The organism is Tardiphaga sp. (genome assembly GCF_041424195.1).
GTDB lineage: Bacteria > Pseudomonadota > Alphaproteobacteria > Rhizobiales > Xanthobacteraceae > Tardiphaga.
This window is the reverse complement of sequence record NZ_JBGMOE010000013.1, coordinates 115,367-133,907: the sequence shown is the minus strand read 5'-3', so window position 1 is coordinate 133,907 and position 18,541 is coordinate 115,367. Positions and strand designations below refer to the sequence as shown.

General features: G+C 62.0%; 16 protein-coding genes. 13 read left to right on the top strand and 3 right to left on the bottom strand.

Annotated elements, in window-relative coordinates; genetic code table 11:
* The first annotated feature begins 92 nt into the window (after positions 1 to 92).
* The 5 genes from ACEK02_RS02295 (at position 93) to ACEK02_RS02275 (ending at position 6,796) form a co-directional block, all read left to right on the top strand.
* Positions 93 to 1,349 carry an ABC transporter substrate-binding protein gene (locus tag ACEK02_RS02295; protein ID WP_371420187.1) on the top strand — a complete coding sequence of 419 codons (1,257 nt, stop codon included), beginning with the start codon at positions 93 to 95 and terminating at the stop codon, positions 1,347 to 1,349.
* A gap of 123 nt (positions 1,350 to 1,472) precedes the next feature.
* Complete coding sequence (locus ACEK02_RS02290; protein WP_371420186.1) at positions 1,473 to 2,351, top strand: branched-chain amino acid ABC transporter permease; 879 nt, start codon at positions 1,473 to 1,475, stop codon at positions 2,349 to 2,351.
* 10 nt (positions 2,352 to 2,361) lie between these two features.
* Complete coding sequence (locus tag ACEK02_RS02285) at positions 2,362 to 4,881, top strand: ATP-binding cassette domain-containing protein (RefSeq protein ID WP_371420185.1); 2,520 nt, start codon at positions 2,362 to 2,364, stop codon at positions 4,879 to 4,881.
* Between the two features lie 8 nt (positions 4,882 to 4,889).
* Positions 4,890 to 5,837, top strand: coding sequence for a 3-hydroxyacyl-CoA dehydrogenase (locus ACEK02_RS02280; RefSeq protein ID WP_371420184.1), 948 nt, complete (start codon positions 4,890 to 4,892; stop codon positions 5,835 to 5,837).
* Positions 5,838 to 5,872: 35 nt separating this feature from the next.
* Complete coding sequence (locus ACEK02_RS02275) at positions 5,873 to 6,796, top strand: 3-keto-5-aminohexanoate cleavage protein (RefSeq protein ID WP_371420183.1); 924 nt, start codon at positions 5,873 to 5,875, stop codon at positions 6,794 to 6,796.
* A 262-nt stretch (positions 6,797 to 7,058) separates the two neighbouring features.
* Here ACEK02_RS02275 and ACEK02_RS02270 read toward each other — a convergent pair whose 3' ends face one another.
* Complete coding sequence (locus ACEK02_RS02270; protein ID WP_371420182.1) at positions 7,059 to 8,654, bottom strand: methyltransferase domain-containing protein; 1,596 nt, start codon at positions 8,652 to 8,654, stop codon at positions 7,059 to 7,061.
* 230 nt (positions 8,655 to 8,884) lie between these two features.
* Here ACEK02_RS02270 and ACEK02_RS02265 point away from each other — a divergent pair, with 230 nt between their 5' ends.
* The 3 genes from ACEK02_RS02265 to ACEK02_RS02255 all read left to right on the top strand — a co-directional run bounded on the left by ACEK02_RS02265 (position 8,885) and on the right by ACEK02_RS02255 (position 11,491).
* Positions 8,885 to 9,121 carry a ribbon-helix-helix domain-containing protein gene (locus ACEK02_RS02265; RefSeq protein ID WP_371420181.1) on the top strand — a complete coding sequence of 79 codons (237 nt, stop codon included), beginning with the start codon at positions 8,885 to 8,887 and terminating at the stop codon, positions 9,119 to 9,121.
* A 93-nt stretch (positions 9,122 to 9,214) separates the two neighbouring features.
* Positions 9,215 to 10,471, top strand: coding sequence for an aminopeptidase (locus ACEK02_RS02260; RefSeq protein WP_371420180.1), 1,257 nt, complete (start codon positions 9,215 to 9,217; stop codon positions 10,469 to 10,471).
* 57 nt (positions 10,472 to 10,528) lie between these two features.
* Positions 10,529 to 11,491, top strand: a complete 963-nt coding sequence (locus ACEK02_RS02255) for a GlxA family transcriptional regulator (protein ID WP_371420179.1) — start codon at positions 10,529 to 10,531, stop codon at positions 11,489 to 11,491.
* A gap of 184 nt (positions 11,492 to 11,675) precedes the next feature.
* Here ACEK02_RS02255 and ACEK02_RS02250 read toward each other — a convergent pair whose 3' ends face one another.
* Complete coding sequence (locus ACEK02_RS02250; RefSeq protein WP_371420178.1) at positions 11,676 to 12,344, bottom strand: helix-turn-helix domain-containing protein; 669 nt, start codon at positions 12,342 to 12,344, stop codon at positions 11,676 to 11,678.
* 136 nt (positions 12,345 to 12,480) lie between these two features.
* On the opposite strand from ACEK02_RS02250, the gene ACEK02_RS02245 reads away from it, so the two are divergent.
* The 5 genes from ACEK02_RS02245 (at position 12,481) to ACEK02_RS02225 (ending at position 17,976) form a co-directional block, all read left to right on the top strand.
* Entirely contained in the window at positions 12,481 to 13,374 is an 894-nt protein-coding gene (locus ACEK02_RS02245) for a glutamine amidotransferase family protein (RefSeq protein WP_371420177.1), read from the top strand.
* On the top strand, positions 13,374 to 14,060 hold the full coding sequence (locus ACEK02_RS02240) for a protein glxC (RefSeq protein WP_371420176.1): 687 nt from the start codon (positions 13,374 to 13,376) through the stop codon (positions 14,058 to 14,060). Before ACEK02_RS02245 ends, ACEK02_RS02240 begins: the two co-directional genes overlap by 1 nt.
* Complete coding sequence (locus tag ACEK02_RS02235; protein WP_371420175.1) at positions 14,060 to 15,391, top strand: FMN-binding glutamate synthase family protein; 1,332 nt, start codon at positions 14,060 to 14,062, stop codon at positions 15,389 to 15,391. Before ACEK02_RS02240 ends, ACEK02_RS02235 begins: the two co-directional genes overlap by 1 nt.
* 36 nt (positions 15,392 to 15,427) lie before the next feature.
* Positions 15,428 to 16,732, top strand: a complete 1,305-nt coding sequence (glnT, locus tag ACEK02_RS02230) for a type III glutamate--ammonia ligase (protein WP_371420174.1) — start codon at positions 15,428 to 15,430, stop codon at positions 16,730 to 16,732.
* Positions 16,733 to 16,824: 92 nt separating this feature from the next.
* The gene (locus ACEK02_RS02225; protein WP_371420214.1) at positions 16,825 to 17,976 is read left to right on the top strand and encodes a DUF3095 domain-containing protein; all 1,152 of its coding nucleotides are present in this window, start codon (positions 16,825 to 16,827) and stop codon (positions 17,974 to 17,976) included.
* A 12-nt stretch (positions 17,977 to 17,988) separates the two neighbouring features.
* Here the strand turns inward: ACEK02_RS02225 and ACEK02_RS02220 are convergent, their stop codons facing one another.
* Positions 17,989 to 18,432 (bottom strand): DUF2147 domain-containing protein, encoded by a 444-nt coding sequence (locus ACEK02_RS02220; RefSeq protein WP_371420173.1) that lies wholly within the window; start codon positions 18,430 to 18,432, stop codon positions 17,989 to 17,991.
* Between the last annotated feature and the right edge of the window lie 109 nt (positions 18,433 to 18,541).

The window sequence follows — 18,541 nt, the reverse complement described above, 5'->3', positions numbered from 1 at the left end:
GCAAGCGGACAAAGCTCTCTCGACAGAAGAGTGCAGCGCCTGCCGGCGGGGAAACAGCCGCGCCGCGCGGCCGTATCAGGGAGACGAATCTGATGTCGAACACCAATCAATTCACGCGCCGCAGTCTGCTGAAGACCGCGGGCGGTCTCGCGCTTGCATCCGGCCTGTCTGCGCCCTCGATTCTGAGTGCGCAGACCTCCGATGTCATCCGCATCGGCCACCTCACGCCGCGTACCGGCTTTCTCGGCCCGCTCGGCGAATATGGCGTGATGGCCATCGACCTCGCCGTCGAGGAGATCAATGCTGCCGGCGGCATGATGGGGCGCAAAGTCGAACTGCTCAAGGAGGACTCGGTCAATCCGCAGACGGCCTCGACCAAGGCGGAGCGCATGATCGAGCGCGACAAGGTGGCGTGTATCATCGGCGAAATTTCTTCTGCGTCATGTCTGACCATCGCGCAGGTGGCCACCCGCAACAAGACGCTGTTCATCAACACCGGCGGCAACTCCGATGCGCTGCGCGGCAAGGACTGCCAGCGCTACATGTTCCATGTCGAGTCGCAGAACTCGATGTATGTGAAGACGGTCGGTCGCTCTTTTCTGCGCGACGGTCTGGTGAAGGGCAAGAAGTGGTATTCGCTCACGGCTGACTATGCCTTCGGCCATGACCTGTTGAGCGTCTCGAAGCGCTTCATGCAGGCCAATGGCGGCAACTTCGCCGGCGACGATCTGGTACCGACCGATGCTACGGACTTCTCCGCCTATCTCCTCAAGATCCGCGAGGCCAAGCCTGATCTCGTGGTGATCAATCTTGCCGGCAACCAGATCACCAACTTTCTCAAGCAATATGCCGAATTCGGTCTGACTTTCCCGGTCGGCGGTTTCGGCTTCGACACAGCCCTGGCCTGGGCTGCAGGCAAGGGCAATTTCGTCGGCACCTGGCCTGTGGTCTGGCATCATCTGCTTGATACGCCCGGCAGCAAGGCCTTCGTGGCGGCCTTCACCAAGAAGTATAACAAGCCGCCGGAGAACCAGGCCTGGGGCGACTACATCGCCACCAAGATCGTGGCGCAGAGTATCAACGAACTGAAGTCAGCTGAATCGCCGAAGATCATCGAGCATTTCGAAAAGGGTGCGAAGTTCGATCTGCTGAAGACACGTCCCGGCTACTTCCGCGCATCGGATCATCAGTTGATGCACGAAATGTATGCGGTGACGGCCCTGCCTGCGGACAAGATCAAGAACCAGTGGGACATCTTCTCATCGAGCCCAGCCGTCCCGGGGCCGGAAGAACCGCTCGAAGTAATTGCGTCCACCGCGGAAGAGAACGTCTGCAAGTTCCCGAGCTAGCCACAATGTCGGCGTTTCGCCTTCGGGGGCGAAGCGCCGACATGCAGCTCGCGAAGTTGCTTTCGTCTCGTCCTTCCGACCCCTGCCAGATGCGTGTCAGCGCACGGCTGCGGAGCCCATATCATGTCCGCCATGTTGCTCACCCAGCAGATCCTCAACGGGCTGCTTGATGGTGTCTATTATCTTCTGATTGCGCTCGGCCTGTCGCTGATCTTCTCGCTCGGCGGTATCGTGAATCTAGCGCATGGCGCGTTCTATGCGATCGGCGCCTATCTTACCCTTGTCATTTCGCCCTATCTCGGCTTCGGCGGTGCATTCGTTGTGGCCCCCGTTGTCGTTGCGTTGTTTGGTGTTGTCATCGAACGGACCCTGTTCCGGCGCTTCTATCGGTCCGATCCCATTCTCTCGCTGCTGCTGACTTTCGGACTCGCGATGGTCGCCGAACAGGCCTTGCGCATGATCTTCGGCGCGCCGCCTTTGTCCTATTCGATCCCGCCGGGGCTGCGCGGCCAGGTGGCGATTGGAAGCTTCATCTATTCGTTCTATCGTGTGGTGTTGCTCGGCATTGCCGTGGCCTGCGTGGTCGGGCTCTGGGTGTTGCTGCAGAAGACCTCATTTGGCCGGGTCGTCCGGGCCGGCGTGCAAAATCCGGACATGGTTGGAGCGCTCGGCATCTCGCTACAACCTTACATGTCGGTGGTGGCTGCGCTGGGTATCGGTCTTGCGGGACTCGCGGGCGTGTTGCTGGCACCGATCTATTCGATCCATCCGGCGATGGGGCAGGAGATCATCACGCCCGCCTTCGTGGTGGTTGTGATTGGTGGCCTCGGCTCGTTCTGGGGCGTGGTGATCGCTGCGCTGTTGGTCGGATTGGTCAAGGGCGTCATGGTCGGCATCGGTTATTCGGCGGCGTCCACTGCGGCGATCTATCTGCTGATGCTTCTGGTGCTGCTGTTCCGGCCGCGCGGCTTGTTCGGCGAACGCATCATGCGGTTCGAGTAAGGCGATGCCAATGTTGAATCGTCTTCCCGTTTCGTTGCTGATCGCTGGCGTCGGCTTGCTCGTCCTGCCGCCGATCCTGCTGGCGCTCGGATTGACCATGACGTCGGCGACGGAGATCGTCGTCTTCGCACTGGCCTGCATGGCTCTGAATATCCTCGTGGGGCACACCGGTCTCGTCTCGTTCGGTCATGGAGCCTGGTTCGGCCTCGCGGCCTATGCTGCAGCGCTAATTCAACGCAACTGGATGCCGAATTCATTCGTCGGGCCGACGCTGCTCGCGCTTGTCGTGGTGGCCATCACGGCGGCTGCCTTCGGCTATCTGATCTTGCGCCGCCGCGGCGTGTATTTCTCACTGCTGACGCTGGCGCTCGCGGCGATGCTCTACAGCGTCTCGTTCCGCTGGACCGACGTCACCGGTGGCGAGAACGGCCTCGGCGGCATCACCCGGCCGGCACTGCTCGGCTTCGACCTCGACGCCGGTGCGACCTATTACTGGTTCGTGGCGCTGATCGCATACGTGGTGCTCATCCTGCTCTGGCGCTTCCACAATTCGACGGTCGGTTCGGTGCTGGTGGCGATCCGCGAAAACGAACAGCGCGCACGCTTCCTCGGCTATCCCACCAACCGCTACAAGCTGATGGCCTTTGTGCTGTCCGCCACCATCACCGGGCTTGCCGGCGTGCTGCTGCTGTACAAGAATCGCATGACCTCGGCGGATCCAATATCGGTGGCCTTCTCCGGCGAATTGCTGGCCATGGTCGTGATCGGCGGCATGCGCAGCTTCCTTGGGCCGGCGTTGGGCGCACTGTTCTTCATCCTGTTTCGAGAGTTCTTGGGCATCTACTCCGAGAACTGGCTGTTCTGGTTTGGCCTTGTCTTCGTCGGCTTTATCATTTTCTCGCCCACCGGTCTGATCGGCATGGGTGAGCGGTTGATCGCACCGTTCCGCAAGCAGGTCGAGGAAGATGCCGCGATGTCGGCGCGGCGCATCGAAGTGCTGCCGTTGCCGGAATTCCTGAAGCCGAAATCGTCCGTCGATGGGGCTGTGCTTGCCGCCAGCCATATCGTGAAGAGTTTCGGTGGCATCAAGGCCGTGCAGGGCGTCGATATCGCAATCGCCGATCGTACGCTGCATGCGCTAATCGGGCCGAACGGTGCCGGCAAGACGACCGCGTTCAATCTCCTGTCGGGCATGTACAAACCCGATCAAGGCAGCGTGTCGCTGATGGGCGAGCCGATCGCGGGCCACACGCCGGAATCGATCGCCCGTGCCGGAATTGGGCGCTCGTTCCAGATCACCAACCTGTTTCCCGCTTTGAGCGTCGGTGAGAATATTCGCCTGGCCGTGCAGGCGCGGCATCCCCGGCGTTTCGACCCTGTGACCAATGCGCTATCGATTAGCGCAATCAACGTGGAGACCGATGCGGTGGTCCGCTATCTCGGTCTCGCCGGAATTGAGAAGGCAGAGGCGGGTATGCTGTCTTACGGCGGCCAACGCCTGCTTGACATGGGCGTCGCGCTGGCCACGGCGCCGCGGGTGCTGCTGCTCGATGAGCCGCTGGCCGGACTTGCTGCTGCCGAACGTGAACGTATCGGCGCGATCATCAAGCGCATCTCGGCGGATCTGCCGGTTCTGCTGGTCGAGCATGATATCGATCGGGTGTTCCAGTTGGCCGACCACGTCACCGTCATGAATGAGGGGCGCGTATTGCTGGATGGCTCCGTCGAAGAGGCTCGGTCAAGCCCGAAGGTGCAGGAAGTCTATATCGGGTCGGGTACAACGGCTGTGGCTGCGCGTCCGCGCGAGACCGCGGCGGGGGCAAAGCCGCTGCTAACGGTGAAGAATGTCGATACTTTCTATGGCAAGAGCCATATTCTCAACGACGTCAATTTCACCCTGCATGAGAACGAGATCATCGCGCTGCTCGGGCGCAATGGTGCTGGTAAGTCGACCTTGCTCAAGTCGTTGATCGGGATCGCGCCGGCGTCGAATGGCTCTATTCAACTGGCGGGCAGCGAGTTGATCGGCCTGTCGTCTGCGGAAGCCGCACGGCTCGGCATCGGTTATGTACCGCAGGGACGCGCCTTGTTCGCAGGCATGACCGTCGAGCAGAATCTCGAACTTGGTGGTCTCAAGCGGCAGACTGGCAATGGCGTGCATTGGACCCGCGAGCGCATCTACGACTACTTCCCGCGCATTCGTGAGCGTCTCGACAGCCCCGCCGATTATCTGTCAGGCGGCGAGCAGCAGATGGTGGCCGTTGCGCGTGCACTGTCGGGCGATGTCCGCGTCTTGTTGCTGGATGAGCCGTTCGAAGGATTGGCGCCTGCGGTCGTGGAACAGTTGTTCGAAACCTTCGACCGGCTCCGCAAGGAAATTGCCATCATCATCGTCGACCATAATCTCGATCTGGCGCTGGCCCTGTCCGATTCGACGGTGGCGCTGGAGCGAGGCAAGGTAATTCATCAGGGGCCGTCGAAGGCCCTGCGTGACGATCTTGATCTGCGCCGCAAGGTGCTGTGGCTGTGAGAACATCAATGACACTGAACAATCGACATGTAGGGATCGTCGGCGTTGGCTTGATCGGACGCGCCTGGGCCGCGATTTTCGCGCGCGCAGGATGGACCGTGCGGCTGACGGATCCTCATCGTCCGACGCTGGATGCTGCGCCCGGGCTCATTCGCGATGAACTGCATTCGCTCGCCCGCCACGGACTGGCCAGTGATCCCGACGGAGCTGCTGGACGGATCTCGATTGCAGGTAGCTTGGCCGACGCCGTGAAGGACGTTGCCTTCGTGCAGGAGAACGGCCCCGAAAATGTCGAACAGAAGATCGCCATTTTCGCTGAGCTTGATCGTCTTGCGCCTCCGGATGCACTGCTTGCATCCTCCACCTCGGCCATCGTCGCCTCTCGCTTCACGGAAGCGCTTCCGGGCCGCGCGCGCTGCCTCGTCGGCCATCCCGTCAACCCGCCGCATCTGGTGCCGCTGGTCGAACTGTGCGGCGCATCCTGGACCTCGCAGGAGGCCATCGACCGCGCACGCGAGATCTATCGCGAGATCGGGCAGGTGCCGATCACCGTCAACCGCGAGATCAACGGTTTCATCCTCAATCGCCTGCAGGGCGCCTTGCTGGCGGAAGCGTTTCGCCTGGTCGGTGAAGGCTACGTCTCTGCAGAGGATCTCGATCACACTGTGAAAGACGGCCTCGGCCTGCGCTGGTCGTTCCTCGGGCCGCTGGAGACCATCGAGCTCAATGCGCCCGGCGGTATCCCCGATTACTGCGCGCGCTATACCGGCTTCTACAAGGAACTGGCAGCAACCGCGGCGGGGCCGGACGTCTATGAGAGTCCCAACGTCGACCGGGTGATCGCGGCCTGGCCGCATCAGCCCTCGCCGGACAGAATTGCTGCGCTGACGCAGCAACGTAACGAACGCCTCGCGGCACTGGCAGCCCATAAGGCCGCGCAGGGCGGCAAATCCTGACCACACGATCTCTCAACAGCAAGACGGAGACTGACATGAGCCGCAAAGTCATTATCACCTGTGCCGTAACGGGCGCCATTCATACACCCTCGATGTCCAAGGCGCTCCCGGTGACGCCGCAGGAAATCGCCGATGCTGCCGTGGATGCGGCGGAAGCGGGCGCCGCCATCGTGCATCTGCACGCACGCAACCCGAAGACCGGGCAACCCGATCAAAGTCCAGAGGCCTTTGCGCCATTCCTGAAGATCATCAAGCAGCGCACCAATGCGGTGATCAATCTGACCACCGGTGGCGCTCCGACCATGACGGTGGACGAGCGTGTACGGCCTGCTGCGGTCTACAAGCCGGAAGTCGCGTCGCTCAACATGGGCTCGATGAATTTCGGCTTCTTCGGGATGCTGAACCGCTTCAAGAAATTCGATCATGACTGGGAATTGAAGCACCTGCAGAACAAGGACATCGTGTTCCGCAACACGTTTCAGGACATCGAATATGTGCTGAAGACGCTGGCCGAGACCGGCACGCGCTTCGAGTTCGAATGCTACGACACCGCGCATCTCTATAACCTGGCCTACTTCCTCGACCAGGGGCTGGTGAAGCCGCCATTGTTTATCCAGACGGTGTTCGGCCTGCAGGGCGGCACCGGTGCGCACCCGGAGGATGTGCTGCACATGAAGCGAACGGCGGATCGCCTGTTCGGTGACAAATACGTATGGTCAGTGCTCGGTGCCGGCCGCAATCAGCTGCCGATCGCAGCGATGGCCGCGGCCATGGGCGGAAATATCCGCGTCGGCCTGGAAGACTCGCTGTGGGCGGCGCCCGGCCGCATGGCTTCGTCCAATGCCGAGCAGGTCACGCTTGCCCGCAAGATCGTCGAAGGGCTGGGCCTCGAGATTGCCACCCCTGACGAGGCGCGTGAGATTCTCGATCTGAAGGGTGGAGACAAGCTGGAGGTTTAATCTCCACCGAGAGTAATGGCGGTGACCATTCGATGGCTGCCGCCATCGCTACCTTCTGGCGCGGCAAGTGGAGAGGGACCTGCCGGGCTTTTCTGGAACAAGCTTCGACGTGTTGACGCCGCAATGTAAGGCAACGCCTGTCGCGCAGTGGGTATTTCGCCGCCTACCCGGTCGATCAGCAACGGAACACGGCGCTCTAACCATATCGACTGGCTCGCTGGCGAAGTCGTGAACAGGCTGCACTTTTCGATCAGGGCAGGATCTACGACCTTGGAGCCGTGAAAAGGTCATTTGTCCTTCGTTGTCTGCTCGCGCTGCTCGTCGTGGTGGTAAGCTGGTCGCTCTCCGTATTCGGCCGGTCACGGCGACGCAGCACGTAGAGCGTACCGAGGGCAGGGCGCCCGGCTTCCAGACGCAGCTCGGAATTCTCCTTGCGCACGATCTCGAAGGGCTTTGCGGCGCAGGCTTCGAAATATGTTTCACTATGTGCGAACCTGCCTGACGAGAGCAATGTGAAGTCGCCGTGGCCCGCGCGCTCGATGCTCGCTGCGAACAGGCCGCCCGCAGGCAGCACCTGCGCAATCAGGCCGATGAGTTCGTCCAGCCGGCCGAGATAGATCAGAAGATCGGCAGCGAAGACCAGATCGAAGCTTCGCGGGCTATCCGCGAGATAGCTCATGACATCGGCCTTGATAAGATCGTGATAGGCGTTCCGCCGAGCGGCGACGGCGAGCATCTTCTCCGACAGGTCGATGCCGGTCAGCCGTGCGCCGAATCGCCCGAGTGGCTCTGCAGCCAGCCCCGTTCCGCAGCCGAGATCGAGGATGGTCGCAAGTGTCGGCTGGCAGGAGGCAATCATGTCGGCGAGTTGCTGCGGCACCTTGTAGCCGAGAACGTCCACAAGCTTGCTGTCGAAGCCCTCGGCGAATTCGTCGAAATGCGCTTCGACATAGGATGCCGGTGCGCGGTCATGTGTTTGTCCACCGACGGCATCCAGCAAGTAGCGCTGCACGGGATCGTCCGGCTGGCTTTCCAGTCGCATGCGTCCGACCGTGGCAGCGGCTTCGTGCATGCCGTAGGCGCTGAACAACGCGAACGCGGTGCGCAAGACCTCGTCCAGCGGTTCGGTCTCCGGTCCCGCAAGCGTCGGGTAGCGGACGATAGCGCCCTGAATGTCGCCCTCCAGCATCGAAGCAAAGGTACGCGCACGGGCGTAGAGACGCAGCGTCACGCCTTCCAGCGGCACAAAACGGTTTGCCATTGCCAAGGCATCGGCGCTCTCGCCGAACCGGCCGGCCATGTAGAAGGCCTGTCCGAGGCAAAGATGCGTGACCCCCTCGATGCCGCCCCAGGATAGCGCGTGTTGCAGATGGGTGATGGCGTGCTCGGGACGGCGGGAGCCGAGATATAGCACGCCCAGGCCGAGATGAGCGTCGCCCAGCGTGGCATCGCCCGACAGGGCGCGCAGATAGGCGGCTTCAGCATCGTCGATACGCTGCAGCCGGTAGGCGAGGCTCGCATATTGCAGCCATGTCGTCGCGTGGTCCGGATCGATGGCGAGTGCCCGCCGCGCGCATGCTTCAGCCAGTTCGTCGCGCCCGCTCAACTGGTAGTCCGACGCAAGCTCACGCCAGGCGACAATATCGGTCGGCATCAGGACAAGCGCGGCAAGCAGCGCTTCGATGGCGATGTCGTTCTGGCCATGCATGCGGCTAATCGCTGCAAACTGCTGCAGCGCAGAGCTTGCGCTGTCGGCCTGCTCGATCAGCAGTGCAAATGCGGCGTACTCCCGCGTCCAGCGATTGATCTGATCGGCGGCGTGCTGGGTGTCGGGGAGTGCGAGCGTGGTTGAGTTCATCGAGTCGGTCGGGAAATTCTGATGCGGAGTCGTGCGCCATGTTGCTTTTGCTCAATGTGCGCCGCGAAAACAAGGTGGCAATTTTTACCGCAGAGGTTGTATTTCGGTCATAAGGTTGCGCGATGCATACTCGTCTAAGGTCGGATCATCTGATCTGTTGCCGCCAGTTCCAATCCGTATAAGCTGTCTCGAAAGTAAAGCGACCACTGGGCGGAAATGGAGAAGGCGCGGTGAAATCACCCGTCGTAAAGCGATCGATAGTTGTCGCCGGACACAAGACGAGCGTCAGCCTCGAAGAGGCATTCTGGACGGCCCTGAAGGAGATCGCCGGGATACGCCGGATGACGATGTCGCAGCTCGTGGGGGAGATCGACAAGAACCGCCAACAGAACAACCTGTCCTCGGCAATCAGGCTTTACGCGCTGGCCCATTACCGGGCCCTCGTTCCGCAGTCCGCGCCGTCATAGGCGCCGGCAAGTCCTGTAGCGGACCGGCTGGCGGCAAGGCGCATCTGCGCCTACATTCGGTCCAGCGACTTCCACACCAGTCAGGGCCTCTGCATGACCGTTCATCAGCGCAATCTGTCCACTCCTATCGATCCCGTGAAGCTCGACCGTCTGGCCGAAGTCGCCGTGAAAGTCGGGCTGCAACTGGCGCCCGGGCAGGATCTGCTGCTGACCGGCCCCGCCGCCGCACTGCCGCTGGTACGCAAGATTGCCGAGCACGCCTACAAGGCCGGTGCAGGTCTGGTGACGCCGTTTTTCTCCGATGAAGAGATGACGCTGGCGCGCTATCGCTACGGCCATGATCTGTCGTTCGACCGCGCCGCCGGCTGGCTTTATGAGGGCATGGCCAAGGCCCTCGGCAACAACACCGCGCGCCTCGCCATCGTCGGCGACAATCCGATGCTGCTGTCCAACGAAGACCCCGCCAAGGTCTCGCGTGCCAGCAAGGCCAATTCCATCGCCTATCAGCCCGCGCTGCAGAAGATCGCAGGCTTCGACACCAACTGGAACATCATTGCCTATCCCACGCTGTCCTGGGCCAAGCAGGTGTTTCCCGGTGATGAGGACGACGTTGCGGTGCAGAAGCTTGCGGATGCGATCTTCGCTGCATCCCGCGTCGACAACGCCGATCCCATTGCCGCCTGGGCGAGCCACAATGCCGCGCTGCGCAGCCGCACCGCATGGCTGAACGGCCAGCGATTCCATGCGCTGCATTTCACCGGACCGGGCACCGATCTCGTGGTGGGTCTTGCCGATGGTCACGAGTGGGAAGGCGGCGCATCGACCGCCAAGAATGGCATCATCTGCAATGCCAATATTCCGACCGAGGAAGTCTTCACCACGCCGCATGCCGCGCGCGTCAATGGCCATGTGCGTTCGACCAAGCCGCTATCCTATCAGGGCACGCTGATCGACGACATTGCGGTGCGCTTCGAGGACGGCAAGATCGTCGAGGCCAAGGCCTCACGCGGCGAGGAAGTACTCAACAAGGTGCTCGACACCGACGAAGGCGCGCGCCGGCTCGGCGAAGTGGCGCTGGTGCCGCATTCGTCGCCGATCTCGGCCAGCGGATTGCTGTTCTACAACACGCTGTTCGACGAGAATGCCGCCTGCCACATCGCACTCGGCCAGTGCTATTCGAAGTGCTTCGTCAATGGCGACGACCTCACGCCCGAGCAGATCGCGGCGCAGGGTGGCAACAAGAGCTTCATCCATATTGACTGGATGATCGGCTCCGGCGAGATCGACATCGACGGCGTCCACAGCGATGGCCGCCGCGTGCCTGTGTTCCGCAAGGGCGAGTGGGCCTAACGCCCAAGCCTTCATGATCTGAACCGGCGCGGATGCGGATATTGAGTCCCAGAACTTATGGCCCAGCCTCACCGTGTCGGTTTCCTCCTGATCGACGGCTTCGCGCTGATGTCCTTTGCGTCGGCGATCGAGCCGCTGCGCGCGGCCAATGTCCTGGCGGGCAAGAAACTCTATCAGTGGCTGCATATTTCCACCGGCGCGGATGCGGTCCTGGCGTCGAGCGGACTGTCCGTGGCGTCGGACCACACCATCGCTGACAACGTGCGTTACGACACGGTGCTGGTGTGCGCCGGGGGCAATCCCGCGAGTTTCGATGATGCCAAGACGCTGGCGTGGCTGCGCCGCCTCGCGCGCTCGGGCTGCGCGATTGGCGGCGTGTCAGGTGGGCCGTTCATTCTGGCCAAGGCCGGCATTCTTGATGGCATGCGCTGCACGATCCACTGGGAACATCTCGACGCCTTCATCGAAGCGTTTCCGGATATCGAGCCGACACGCACTTTGTTCGAGATCGACCGCAACCGGCTGACCTGCGCCGGCGGCGTTGCGGCGCTGGACATGATGCACGCGATCATTCGGCGGGATCACGGTCAGGCGCTCGCGGCGAAAGTCAGCGACTGGTTCCTGCAGACGGCCGTACGGCTCGGCGACGACAGCCAGCGCATTTCCCTGCGCGAACGTCTAGGCACCAGCAATCGCGCCGTGCTGTCGGCCATCACGGTGATGGAGCGTCGGCTGGCCAGTCCCGCGCCGCGCGATGAACTCGCTAAAGCTGCGGGCGTCTCCGTGCGCCAGCTCGAGCGGCTGTTCACCACGCATCTCGGTGTCACCATCGAGCAGCATTACCTGACGCTGCGCCTCGCCAAGGCGCGGGCACTGTTGCGTCAGACCGGCATGCCGGTGGTCGAGGTCGGTGCGGAATGCGGCTTCGCCAGCGCCAGCCACTTCGCGCGGGTGTATCGGCGAGCGTTCGACGTGGCGCCGTCGCAGGATCGGATGGCGAAGACGGAGCGCAAACGCTAGCTCCGATCTTAACCTCTCCCCGCATGCGGGGAGAGGTCGAAGCCGAAGCGTTAGCGAGGCTTCGGGTGAGGGGGAGTTAGCGAGTGAAACACTAGCTCCCCCTCACCCGTTTTTCTCGCTTCGCTCGCAAACCGACCTCTCCCCGCGAGCGGGGCGAGGTTAAGAGAGAGCGGCTCTCGATCGCTCAACTTCTCCGCGGATAAATGATCACCGACAAATAAGTCATCGGCGCCTTCACCAGTTCTTCCGGCCCGTGCCGCGCGGCAGCGTCGAAGAATAGCGTGTCGCCGGGCTCCATCAGATAGGTCTGGTCGGCATGGCGATAACGCACCTTGCCTGTCAGCATGTAGATCATCTCGACCCCCGCATGGCGGAAGTTACTATAGGCTTCGGCGTCCTCGTTGAGCGTGATCAGATAGGGCTCGACGCCGAGGTCGCCGATCGAATGTCCCAGCAGTTGATAGTTGTGGCCGGACTTGGTGCCGCGGCGTTCGATCTTCACGCCGGCACCTGCCTTCACGAAGGAGCAGTCGCGCTGCTCTTCGGTCTCGCGGAAAAAACGACTGATTGGAACGTTCAACGCCTTTGACAATGCGTTCAGCGTTCCCAGCGATGCCGAGATGCTGCCGGTCTCGATCTTCGACAGCATGCCGGTGGAGATGCCCGCCGACGTGCTGAGTTCGGCCACCGTCAGCTCCAGATCTTTGCGGAGCTGGCGCACCTCGTTGCCGATCTTGGATTCCAGCGAGCCACCGGCTTCCAGCGGCGCATTCGAGCCGGTGCGCAAGTCCTCCGGCTTTGGCCGCGCGGTCGATGATTTTGGCTTTGTCGGATATTTGGCTTTCGCTTTCACGGGGGCGTTTCCTGCATGCGTTGATTTCCCGACAATAGCGATATTTCCTGTCAGGAAAACTATTTTCTCTGTGGTTGACATGACGGTTTTGTTTCGGGCAAGCTTTGCTCCGAGTTCAACACGCGAGACGCGAGCCATGTGCGGCATAGCCGGTTTGTTTCTGAAAGATACCAAGCTCGCACCGGAGCTCGGCGGCCTGCTGTCCGGCATGCTCGAAGCGCTGAGCGATCGCGGTCCGGATTCCGCGGGCTTCGCGGTTTATGGCGATGGCGAAGCCGGCCAGATCAAGTTGACGCTGCGCGCCGCGCCATCATTCGATTTCGCCGGCCTGATGGCGACACTCAGCAAAGGTGCCGGTGCGCCACTGTCCTATCAGGTGCATGACACGCATGCTGTCGTCAGCATTCCGGTTGCGAAAGAGGCTGCGGTGGTCGCCGCGCTTGTGGGCACCAAGGATGTCGATATGGTCGCGCGCGGCAAGCGCATGGCCGTGTTCAAGGAAGTCGGGCTGCCCGCCGACGTTGCCAGACGTTTCGGCCTGGACTCGATGGCTGGCACCCATGCCGTCGGCCACACCCGCATGGCGACGGAGTCGGCGGTGACCACCAATGGCGCGCATCCCTTCACCACGGGCACCGATCAATGCCTCGTGCATAACGGCTCGCTGTCGAACCACAACGATGTCCGCCGCGAACTGATCCGACAGGGCATGACGTTCCGCACCGAAAACGATTCCGAAGTTGCCGCCGGCTATATCTCGTCGCAGATGGCCGCCGGTGCGTCGCTGCAGGATGCCATGACCTCGTCGCTGTCCGCGCTGGACGGCTTCTATACATTCGTGATCGGCACAGAGACCGGCTTCGGCGTGTTGCGCGATCCCATCGCCTGCAAGCCAGCCGTAATGGCCGAGACGGATCGCTGGGTTGCGTTCGGTACCGAGTATCGGGCGCTTGTCGATCTGCCGGGCATCGATGGTGCAAAAGTCTGGGAGCCTGAGCCGGCCCGCGTCTATCTGTGGGAGCGGCACTGATGCCCGCGGTCGATCTCGCTTCGTCGCCGCTGCGCGACCTCAACAGCGCGCTGCATGCGCTGACGCCCAACACCAACGAGACGCATTGGACCGTCAGCAACCCGCGCGGCCAGCATAATATCGCCGTGGGTCTCGATTTCCCGGTCGAGATCGATATCGATGGACATGTCGGTTATTACTGTGCCGGCATGAATAAGCAGGCGCGCGTCACCGTGCGCGGCAATGCCGGGCAGGGCGTTGCCGAGAACATGATGTCCGGGCGGGTCCATGTCACCGGCGATGCCTCGCAGGCGGCGGGCGCCAGCGGCAATGGTGGTCTGCTGGTGATCGACGGCAATGCATCCGCGCGCTGCGGCATTTCGATGAAGGGGATCGATATCGTCGTGAAGGGCTCGGTCGGCCATCTCTCCGCCTTCATGGCGCAGGCCGGCAAGCTCGTGGTGCTCGGCGATGCCGGCGAGGCGCTCGGCGACTCCATTTATGAAGCGCAGCTCTTCGTGCGCGGCACGGTCACGAGCCTTGGTGCGGATTGCATCGAGAAACCGCTCAGGGACGAACACAAGGTTGAGCTGAAGAAGCTGCTGGATGAGGCGGGCGTCGAAGGCGTCAGCCCCGACGAGTTCAAGCGCTACGGCTCGGCGCGCAAGCTCTATCACTTCCACATCGACAACGTCGGATCATACTGATGAGCGCGCAAGACCGCTGGATCCACACGCCGCCGCGCAAGTCCGCGACCTTCGATGACGCTGCGATTGCGGAAATCCGCCGTGCCGCGGCGACCGGCATTTATGACATTCGCGGCGCCGGCGCGAAGCGCAAGCTGCCGCATTTCGACGACCTCTTGTTTCTCGGCGCCTCGATCAGCCGCTATCCGCTGGAAGGCTACCGCGAGAAATGCGCCACGGATGTCGTGATCGGCGCACGCTTCGCCAAGAAGCCGATTCATCTGAAGATTCCGATCACCATCGCCGGCATGAGCTTTGGTGCGCTGTCGGGGCCCGCTAAGGAAGCGCTCGGCCGTGGGGCATCGGCGGTTGGCACCTCAACCACCACGGGCGACGGCGGCATGACGCCGGAAGAACGTGGTCATTCCGATCTGCTGGTCTATCAGGTGCTGCCGTCGCGTTACGGCATGAACCCGGACGACCTGCGCAAGGCCGATGCGATCGAAGTTGTGGTCGGCCAGGGCGCCAAGCCCGGCGGCGGCGGCATGCTGCTCGGCCAGAAGATTACCGAGCGCGTTGCTGGCATGCGCCGTTTGCCGGTCGGGATCGACCAGCGCTCGGCGTGCCGGCACCCGGACTGGACCGGCCCTGACGATCTGGAGATCAAGATCCAGGAATTGCGCGAGATCACCGACTGGCAGATCCCGATCTATGTGAAGGTCGGTGCATCTCGCCCGTATTACGACATCGCGCTTGCGGTGAAGTCCGGCGCCGACGCCATCGTGCTCGACGGCATGCAGGGCGGCACGGCTGCGACGCAGGATGTGTTTATCGAGAATGTCGGGCTTCCCACTATGTGCGCGATCCCGCCGGCCGTGAAGGCGCTGCAGGATCTGGGCATGCATCGCAAGGTGCAGCTCATCGTCTCCGGCGGCGTCCGCAACGGTGCCGATGTGGCCAAGTGTCTTGCGCTTGGTGCCGACGCCGTGGCGATCGGCACGGCGGCATTGATCGCACTCGGCGATAACGATCCGGCGCTCGAAGCTGAATACCAGAAGCTTGGCACCACGGCAGGCGCCTATGACGACTGGCATGAAGGGCGCGATCCTGCCGGCATCACCACGCAGGACCCGCTGCTCGCAGCGCGCCTCGATCCCGTCATCGCGGGCCGCAAGCTCGCCAACTATCTCTCGGTGATGACGCTGGAAGCGCAGACCATCGCACGCGCCTGCGGCAAGAGCCACGTCCACAATCTCGAACCGGAAGATCTGGTGGCGCTGACAATGGAGTCGGCGGCTATGGCGAGGGTCCCTCTCGCCGGAACGAACTGGATTCCCGGCAGCAATATCTAACAGGCCGTAATGGCTGGTTTACTTTCGGAGATGTCAATGACGACCTGGACCGAACTAGCCAAACAACACGACCTCAAATACTTCCTCGTCGCCTTCGTCGACCTGTTCGGCGGCATGCGCGCCAAGCTGGTGCCGGCGACAGCGATGGATAGTGTCGCGAAATCCGGCGCGGGCTTTGCCGGTTTCGCCGCGTGGTTCGACATGACGCCGGCCGATCCGGATGTCCTCGTCATGCCGGATAAGGAGACGCTGACGCTGCTGCCGTGGAAGCCCGGCGTCGCCTGGGTCACCGGCGATCTCTATATGGGCGGCAAGCCGGTCGCGCAGAACCCGCGCCAGGTTTTGAAGGGCCTGATAGCCAAGGCCGCCGAGCAGGGCGTCGAACTCAAGACCGGCGTCGAATGTGAATACTTCCTGATCTCGCCGGATGGCAGCGCGATTTCCGATCCCGCCGATCAGCAGGCCAAGCCGTGTTACGACCAGCAGGCGCTGATGCGCCGCTACGAGATCGTCGCCGAGATCTGCGACGCGATGATTTCGCTGGGCTGGAAGCCCTATCAAAACGACCACGAAGACGCCAACGGCCAGTTCGAGATGAACTGGGAATTCGACACCGCGCTCAAGACCGCCGATCGGCACGCCTTCTTCAAATTCATGGTGAAGTCGATTGCAGAGAAGCACGGCTACAAGGCCACCTTCATGCCGAAGCCCTTCGCCAATCTCACCGGTAATGGCTGTCACGTCCACGCGTCGCTGTGGTCGACCAAGGATGGTTCGAATGTCTTCGAGGATGAGAACGGCGAGCTGGGCTTGTCGAAGACCGCCTATCACTTCATCGGCGGTCTCGTGCACTCAGCCGAAGCTGTCTGCGCCATTACCAATCCCACGGTGAATTCCTACAAGCGCATTAATGCGCCGCGTACATTGTCCGGCGCGACCTGGTCGCCGAACACCGTGACCCATGGTGGCAACAATCGCACGCATATGATCCGCATTCCCGATGCCGGGCGTTTTGAATTCCGGCTGCCCGATGGTGCCGTGAATCCGTATCTCCTGCCGGCCGCTCTACTTGCCGCCGGTCTCGACGGCATGGCCAACAGCCGCGATCCCGGTCCGCGGCTCGACATCAACATGTATACCGAGCGCGACGCGACCACGAAGGTGAAGCAACTGCCGCTGAACCTGCTCGACGCGCTCCGCGCGCTCGAAGCATCCGAGGTGTTGAAGGCGCAGCTCGGCGCGGTCGTGGTCGGGTCATACCTCAAGCTCAAGCATAGCGACTGGAATGAGCACTGCCGTCAGCTCACCGAGTGGGAGCGGCAGACGACGTTGGACTGCTGATATCGCGCGTCCGTCGAAATTGCGTGCTATGAGTCCGGCTTCAGGAGCGTCATTTGATTGACGCAACGTTGCCGCAGGATCATTCTCACACCATGGCGACCGGCGTCAGCGCGTTTTACGACGGCATTTCAATATTTTACGATTTCGACCGGGTGATGGATCCGGCGCTCTACGCGGCTTTGCCGGATGACTGGATCATCGGCGTTGCCGATATTGTCGAATCGACCAAAGCCATTGCCGAGCAACGCTACAAGGCCGTCAACATGGCTGGCGCCGCCGTCATCGCGGCCGTGACCAATGCGCTGGACGGCCGCGAATTCCCCTTCGTGTTCGGTGGCGATGGCGCGAGCTTCGCGGTCTCGCCGGACGACCTCGATCGCGCCAGTGGAGCATTGGCGGCGACGGCCACCTGGGTGAAGCAAGATCTCGATCTCGTGATGCGCGTGGCCCTGGTCCCGATCAAGGACATCCGTGCGCAGGGGCTGGATGTGCGCGTGGCGCGCTTCGGTCCATCGAAGAACGTGTCCTATGCGATGTTTTCCGGTGGCGGATTGGGCTGGGCGGAGGCTGCGATGAAGCGCGGTGAATTCGCGGTGACGCCGGCACCTGTCGGGACCTATCCCGATCTCTCCGGGCTCTCGTGCCGCTTCGAGGAAATTCCATCGGCGCACGGTTTGATCCTGTCGGTGCTGGTAACGGCTGCAGCGGGCGCCGACACATCCGCATTTCGTCGCGTTATCGAAGACATCATCGCTCTGGTCGAACGCAGTCCAGATGCGGCCCGTCCCGTGCCTGCCGGTGGCCCAGCGCTGAGGTGGCCGCCCGCCGGGTTGGGCTATGAAATTCGGGCCGGCCGCGGTGCGAAATCGCTGGCACGCTATCGTATCTGGGTGACGGCGCGAACGCTGTTTGCCTTTGTGTTGATGCGTTTTGGTATCAGCGTCGGCGGCTTCGTGCCCAAGACCTATGTGCAGCAGTTGGTCGAGAACTCGGATTTCCGCAAATACGACGATAGCCTGCGCATGATCCTGGACTGCGCGCCCGATCTCGAACGCGCGCTGGAGCAGCGTCTTGTAGCGGCCGCCTCGGAAGGAACCGCGCGCTATGGTTTGCACCGGCAGGATGCTGCGATGATGACGTGTTTCACACCGTCAGCGATTCGCAGCGATCACGTACATTTCATCGATGGAGCGCGCGGTGGTTATGCCTCGGCGGCCAGTGCGTTGAAGGCCATGTCGGTATAGAAGACAGCCTGATCAGCGGCCGACGCGGGTCCAGTTCTCGCTACCGCAGAATGCGCCGACGCAGCCTTCGACCTTCAGCGTGTTCGGGCCGGTCAGTGCGACATTGCTGGTATAGATCTTCCCGTCATCGGCATTGTAGATCCGGCCCGACCACGTGTTCGCTCCGGTGGGGCGCATGTCGTAGAACAGGTGAATACCGATCATCGAGCGCTTGGCCAGCGCGGGATCGGGATTCTTGTCGTCGATCGGCGGCTTGCCGGTCTGCGGATCGATCTTGTCGCGCAGCGAGACGATGATGCCGCACAGGATGGTGCCGCATTTGCTGACGCGTACTTGCGCATCGCCGGCCTGGGTCTGCCAGACGCCCGTCGCTTCGCCACCCGATTGGGCTTGGGCAGCAGAACCTGCAAAAACTGCACCCAGCAATGCGATCATGACGGTGAATCTGGCAGGCATGCGTGTCTCCTCGGATGAAGCGGCCTGCATAACAAGAAATGGGATTTGTGCAATGCCGCGGCGCTGCGTTTGAGACTACTCAGCGTCTCAAATGATCATGATCGATTCA

Bases quoted from the DNA above. Each gene is read 5' to 3' on its own strand.
- ACEK02_RS02295 (WP_371420187.1), top strand. From the start codon at position 93: ATGTCGAACACCAATCAATTCACGCGCCGCAGTCTGCTGAAGACCGCG.
- ACEK02_RS02290 (WP_371420186.1), top strand. From the start codon at position 1,473: ATGTCCGCCATGTTGCTCACCCAGCAGATCCTCAACGGGCTGCTTGAT.
- ACEK02_RS02285 (WP_371420185.1), top strand. From the start codon at position 2,362: ATGTTGAATCGTCTTCCCGTTTCGTTGCTGATCGCTGGCGTCGGCTTG.
- ACEK02_RS02280 (WP_371420184.1), top strand. From the start codon at position 4,890: ATGACACTGAACAATCGACATGTAGGGATCGTCGGCGTTGGCTTGATC.
- ACEK02_RS02275 (WP_371420183.1), top strand. From the start codon at position 5,873: ATGAGCCGCAAAGTCATTATCACCTGTGCCGTAACGGGCGCCATTCAT.
- ACEK02_RS02270 (WP_371420182.1), bottom strand. From the start codon at position 8,654: ATGAACTCAACCACGCTCGCACTCCCCGACACCCAGCACGCCGCCGAT.
- ACEK02_RS02260 (WP_371420180.1), top strand. From the start codon at position 9,215: ATGACCGTTCATCAGCGCAATCTGTCCACTCCTATCGATCCCGTGAAG.
- ACEK02_RS02255 (WP_371420179.1), top strand. From the start codon at position 10,529: ATGGCCCAGCCTCACCGTGTCGGTTTCCTCCTGATCGACGGCTTCGCG.
- ACEK02_RS02245 (WP_371420177.1), top strand. From the start codon at position 12,481: ATGTGCGGCATAGCCGGTTTGTTTCTGAAAGATACCAAGCTCGCACCG.
- ACEK02_RS02240 (WP_371420176.1), top strand. From the start codon at position 13,374: ATGCCCGCGGTCGATCTCGCTTCGTCGCCGCTGCGCGACCTCAACAGC.
- ACEK02_RS02235 (WP_371420175.1), top strand. From the start codon at position 14,060: ATGAGCGCGCAAGACCGCTGGATCCACACGCCGCCGCGCAAGTCCGCG.
- glnT (WP_371420174.1), top strand. From the start codon at position 15,428: ATGACGACCTGGACCGAACTAGCCAAACAACACGACCTCAAATACTTC.
- ACEK02_RS02225 (WP_371420214.1), top strand. From the start codon at position 16,825: ATGGCGACCGGCGTCAGCGCGTTTTACGACGGCATTTCAATATTTTAC.
- ACEK02_RS02220 (WP_371420173.1), bottom strand. From the start codon at position 18,432: ATGCCTGCCAGATTCACCGTCATGATCGCATTGCTGGGTGCAGTTTTT.